This is a genomic window from Deltaproteobacteria bacterium, from assembly GCA_022340465.1.
GTDB lineage: Bacteria > Desulfobacterota > Desulfobacteria > Desulfobacterales > B30-G6 > JAJDNW01.
In genome coordinates this window covers 1-5,377 of sequence record JAJDNW010000053.1, presented here as the reverse complement: position 1 = coordinate 5,377, position 5,377 = coordinate 1, and the positions used below count along the sequence as shown (strand labels likewise).

Sequence of the window (5,377 nt, the reverse complement as noted above, 5' to 3'; positions counted from 1 at the left end):
GAGATCGGCGTCGATTTCCATTTCCATGGTCTGGGGAACGAGGATCGGCAGCTGGCGGGCCGTGAGCGCCATGCGCACCTTTTGGATGCGGAATTTTTCGAGCACGGCCTCGCCGCCGATTCGAAATGATCCCGAGTCCAGTCTGCCGACGATATTTTCGATTGTCGCAAGCTTCGGGGTAAGCATGATCTTTCCGTTGATATCCTTGAAAGAAGAAGAGATGGTAGCCAGCGTGAACCCCACCTCCTGAAAAACGATCTCCGCCATCATCTCGGGGTCTGCCGCGGTACCTTTCACCTCGGCCCGGATGCCGAATTTCCCCTCGATATTTGCAACATCCTCAAGGAAGAACAAGGCAGATTCCGCCGGCATTTCGCCTTCAGCGCTCAGGTCGAAAGAGCCATCGAAATTTCCCGTCCCCTTGATCCGCACCTCTCCGGATTGCAGGACCTTCAAACGAAACTGAGGAACAGAAAAGGATTGATTCCTCAGGGTTCCATGAATTTTTTTCGATTCGACAAATGGCTGGCCGCGATAGTTTAAAGCCAATCCGGTGACATCAAGAACCGCTTTGCTCATTAAAATGGCCTCGGTTTTGCCCTCGGCCGCAATCCTGCCGCTGAGAATTCCTTCGAAGTCCCGCACCCCCAGTGCCAACAAAAGCGGCGTAACATCCGTTTCCCTGAAAATGAGATTGAGATGAAAATCTTTGCGGCTCAGATGGTAGTCTCCCTTGAGCTCAAAGGTCTGGCGCCCCTCGACAGACACCAGGTTGTCAATCAGTTTGACATGAAACTCGCAGTCCTCCAGTTGCTCGCTGTTGACGTATAACTCTTTCAGGCGGATATCGGCGAAGATTGCCGGATCTTCGATGCCTCCCTCGCCCCGCACATGAAAATCCATTTTGCCATCGACAGCTTCCATCTCTCGAATTTTTGCGAGGCTTTTGAGGTGGAAGCCTTCTGATGACAACTCAAATGAAAAACGGTGCTCGAAATCGATCCACCCGGACCCTGTCACGACGTTTTGCGGATCGAAGTCCAGTTGAAGCGGCAGAATATGCAGGCGATCGCCGCTCAACCGCACGTCCACTACCATCCGTTCGGCACACTGGCCCTGGTACTGAATCTCTCTCGCCTCGATATGCCCGCTGCCCTGCAAATTTGACAGAGGACCCTCGACCCGGGCACTCAAATCAAGGCGCCCTTCCACGGGGACATAATCCGCAAGGGAAATTGCCTCCGCCGTCATCTCTGCTTTAAGATTCGGATCCGCCAGCACCTGCCACGACCGCGGTTCAAAAAGCTGCAGTTCACCACTGGCACGGCACACGGCAGCGTTGTTTTTCATCTGCATCGACTCCAGCAAGACCCTGCCCTCTTTAAAACCGATCCCGGCATCCATGTCCCCCAAGAGGATGTTTTCATAGGCGACCCTGCTCCCCCTGATCCCCGCAATAGCCTGAATCGAATGTAGATCTCCATCGATCTGGATCTCCCCCTGAAAAGATCCCTTCACGGGCAGTCCGTCCACAAAATCTCCAGGTTCGGCATCGTTGAACTTGAGACGGGCCTGAAACGGCAGGGTGTCATGAAGCTGGAATCCATCGCTGAACAATTGCAGGGTTCCTGTCCCCTCGGCATGCGCGTTGCGGCGGTCGAGTATCAATGAGTCAATCCGCAGCATCCCTTCCGAATCCATTCCGGCCGCAAGGGCCACCCCCCCCAGGCGGACAGGGTCAAACTGAATTTCCTCTCCAGTGAGGCGAAGGCCGATTTGCGGTTGTCGTGTGATTCCCGACACGAATACTTCGGCACGGCACGCGCCCGATCTTCCGGGCAAACCGAACAGAGAGAGCGGCTTGCCGATGTCTGTTGTGTCGACGGTCATCTGCCCATCGACGCGCTCCGTGGACAGATCCAGGTCGGCACGGCCGCTGATGGAACCCTCCGGAGTGATTATCGAAATTTTGGAGAAGGATGCTTTCAGCGCATTCAGCTCGCCGGACAACGCCAATTGAACGTCCGTCGACCGCTGCATGCCGGGGGCGATCCATTCTGATACTAGGGCCTCCGCCGTTGCGAATGCCGACAGCGATTCAGGATCAACGCCTTTTCCTTCGATCGTCAACGAGGAGCTCAAAGTGCCCTGAAAGCGACCGGCGCCCCTGCCAAAGGAATGGATATCGATATCCTTCAGCCGAGCCCGGATTGAATAGGCAAGTTTGTCGGGCTGGATGCGGGCCCATTCGAGTTCCGCAGGCAAAACTTCTCTCAGGTCGGCAAAACCTTCCAGGCTGATTTTCCCGCTGTCCGCTGTAATATTCAGATTTTTCAGCGCAATTTTTCTATTTTCCAATAGAAACCCGGCATCCATTCCTTTCACCGGATATCCGGCGATGCGCCCGCCCCCGTAGGACAGTTGCAGCGCCGCTCCAGGGTTCTTCCAGTTGCCCCGGGCAGTCAGCACCCCGGCCAGCCTGCCGCTGATATCAGCAGGCAGCGGTACGATTTCGGCCAGGCCGGCGGGCAGCACGTCAAATACCAGCCTCAGGTTGACCTCCGGATCATGGAATACCCGGCTGACGTCTCCCTCCATACGAATGTCCGCGAAATCGGTGCCCGCTTCAACCCTCAAAGTCTCAAGCCGGTCACCTGCCAGTTCCCCATAAACAACGACAGGACGAATCTCAAGGTCTTTCCCGCCCAGGAAAAGCCGGGTACGGTCGACATGAAGCGCGGCGCCTGCCGCCTTCTTCACCAAGTCTCCCTTGGCCTGAAGCCGAATGCCGGCGGCCTCCACCCCGAAACGGTTCGCCGGTGCTTCGAAGCGGAATGCACCCCCTTCGACCAAAAGACTTTGAGCAACAACGTTCACAGGGGTTCCTGCCGGGCGCGGCTCCTCCGCTCTCTGTTTTTGCGAAGCAGGTTGCAGCGCACGCACCAGATCGAGGACGCCGTCTTGGTCGACCCGGAGCCGGACGTCGGGGTGCCGCAAGACCATCGATTCCAGCAGAATTGTTCGGTTGAGCAACGGCAGATAGGCGAGATTCACTGTCAGCGTGTCCAACAATATCAACGTATTGCTGAATTCATCACGGAAAGCGACTTTTTTACAGACGACGCGGCCGGATCGAATGGAAATTTTATGGCCGCCGATGCTCAGCTCGCCGGCGATCGAGCGGTTGATTTTTTCCAACAGCAGGTCTCGGAACCGATCGCTGTTGACGTAATAAAATATAAAAACCGCGCCTGCGATCAGAATGGCTGCCGCAACGCCGGTAAACAGGCTGACGCCCTTCAGAATCTTTTTTGTTCGGGTGCTCATCACCCATCAAAATACAGAAGTGCCTGCCAGGGTGTCAATTGGTATTTCATCCACCCCGGCGGTCGGGCGATTCACGATCATCGGTTGCCCGCCCGAATGCCGGCGCCTTGTTAAAACTGGCGGACGGTGATTTCAACCCGCCTGATTTTCAGAGCAACCGGGCGTGGCTTCACCGCCTTTTCTGTTGCTGAAGCGCGGCGCGCTCCGCCGAAAGTTCCATCAGCAGGTCTTTGAGGGTCCAGCTTTTCGAAGTCGGGGTTAGCGTTGCCCACAGCGCTTGCTTCATGCCGGTTTTCCGGCAGACCGTCATCAGGCGGATCAGTTCTTTTTCGCTAATGCCGCCTACAATGATTGCCCGCGGCAAATCGGAGGACTCCCCCTCGCCGGCACCCTCCGGCAGGTTGAAAAGCGCTGACAGCAGCTCCGTTTCCTGATGCCGGCAGATCCAGACAACAGGCACCGCCTGCAACCCCGCCATGCCGATAACGGCTTTGAACTTGGACTGGGCGCCGGCAGGAAAACCGCACAGCAATAGTTTTCGAAGTCCGTACAGGGGGGCGTCGGACGTGGTCAGTTTTTGAAATTTGGCTTCCGCCATGATATCGCTTTCATGATTCCGACGGGTCGTTGGTATTACCGCCGGCTGATCGAGCCCTTTTGCGGCCACCGGCCCAATGCCCGCAAAATGAAAAAATCTATTCAAAAAACAGCAAGTATGGTAAACAATTCGCCAAGGTTCATTTATATAAATGAAACACGCGCAACATGCAAGTGTATCTCAACCCGATTCCAGGAGAAACCAGCAATGGAGCCACCGGCTTTGGCGCAAAAATTGAGAAAAGCAACCGGCGTGATTTGTAAGCAGGGCATGTTCCCATTTGCCGTGACCGACACCGCAATGGCCATTGTGCGGCGTGTCGTAGCGGATCATGAGCAGGAACTCGATCTGATCTGTGCTTTTCGTGACGCCCCTTCGCAAAGCATGGACCAGCTCATGCACTCCAGCGGCTTTTCGAAAGAGACCATCGAAAAACTGGCCGGCAGCCTTGCTAGAAAGGGGCTCATCTTCAACCAGCCGAATTCCGCCGGGGTTATGATATACCGGCTGCTGCCGCTGGTCATGATCGGCCTCATGGAATACAGGTTTATGACACCGCTCACCGGCAGCGATGAAGAGCGGGAGCTGGCCGAGCTGTTTGAAGCCCTTTTGGACGAACTCAAAGATGATATTCAGAGGAATTACACCCAACTGGAACCGCGATTCGCGGCCGCCCCGGCCATGGACCGCACGGTTCCTGCACGAACCGCGGAAGACGGTCAGACCATCAACATCATTCGAGTGGACCAGCATGTGGATATGCCCGATGATACGGTGCTTCCAAGCCAGACTGTTGTTGATATTGTCAATAAGTTTGATGATATTGCCGTAGGGTACTGCTTTTGCAGACAACGGCGGGCGCTGCTGAGCGACGGCTGCACCTTGGATGCGCCGACCCTGAACTGCTTTACATTCGGCAAAAGCGCCCGTCACACAATTGCTCAAGGGTTCGCCCGGCCGATTTCAAAAAAGGAAGCGCTGGATATCATGAAGGCCTCTGAAAGCGCCGGTCTTGTACACAAGGCTTTTCATCCGGGATCCAGAGAATCGAGCCCGGAATCGAGCATCTGCAATTGCTGCAAAGACTGCTGCGACACCTTCGGATTATGGCGCAACGGCACCCTGCCCCTGATTAACTCCACATATCATCTTTCCATCATCGATTCGAACGCATGCACCGGATGCGGCGCCTGTGTCGAGAGATGCCCGACGGACGCCATTTTTCTGCATGAAGACGGTTATGCGGAAAGACATGAACGCGAATGCATCGGCTGCGGCGTCTGCGCACGCTTCTGCCCCGAAGAAGCCATTTCCCTGCAGGAAGGATTCAGAAGAGTCTTTATTCCGCCGCTTACGGGTTAGCTGAATACAATCAATATCACGGAGGATTCCATGAGCAACGCCCCCCTGCTGACAGTTGAAAAAAACGGCCATATCGCCTGGGTAAGCCTG

3 protein-coding genes are annotated in these 5,377 nt (G+C 55.4%); 1 reads left to right on the top strand and 2 read right to left on the bottom strand.

Going from position 1 to position 5,377, the window contains the following annotated elements; all coding sequences use genetic code 11:
• Positions 1-3,327: hypothetical protein (locus LJE94_08360; GenBank protein MCG6910120.1), on the bottom strand; the 3,327-nt coding region annotated here is incomplete at its 3' end.
• Between the two features lie 169 nt (positions 3,328-3,496).
• Positions 3,497-3,925 carry a DUF3783 domain-containing protein gene (locus tag LJE94_08355; GenBank protein ID MCG6910119.1) on the bottom strand — a complete coding sequence of 143 codons (429 nt, stop codon included), beginning with the start codon at positions 3,923-3,925 and terminating at the stop codon, positions 3,497-3,499.
• A gap of 207 nt (positions 3,926-4,132) precedes the next feature.
• Here LJE94_08355 and LJE94_08350 point away from each other — a divergent pair, with 207 nt between their 5' ends.
• The gene (locus LJE94_08350) at positions 4,133-5,287 is read left to right on the top strand and encodes a 4Fe-4S binding protein (protein ID MCG6910118.1); all 1,155 of its coding nucleotides are present in this window, start codon (positions 4,133-4,135) and stop codon (positions 5,285-5,287) included.
• Positions 5,288-5,377 lie beyond the last annotated feature (90 nt).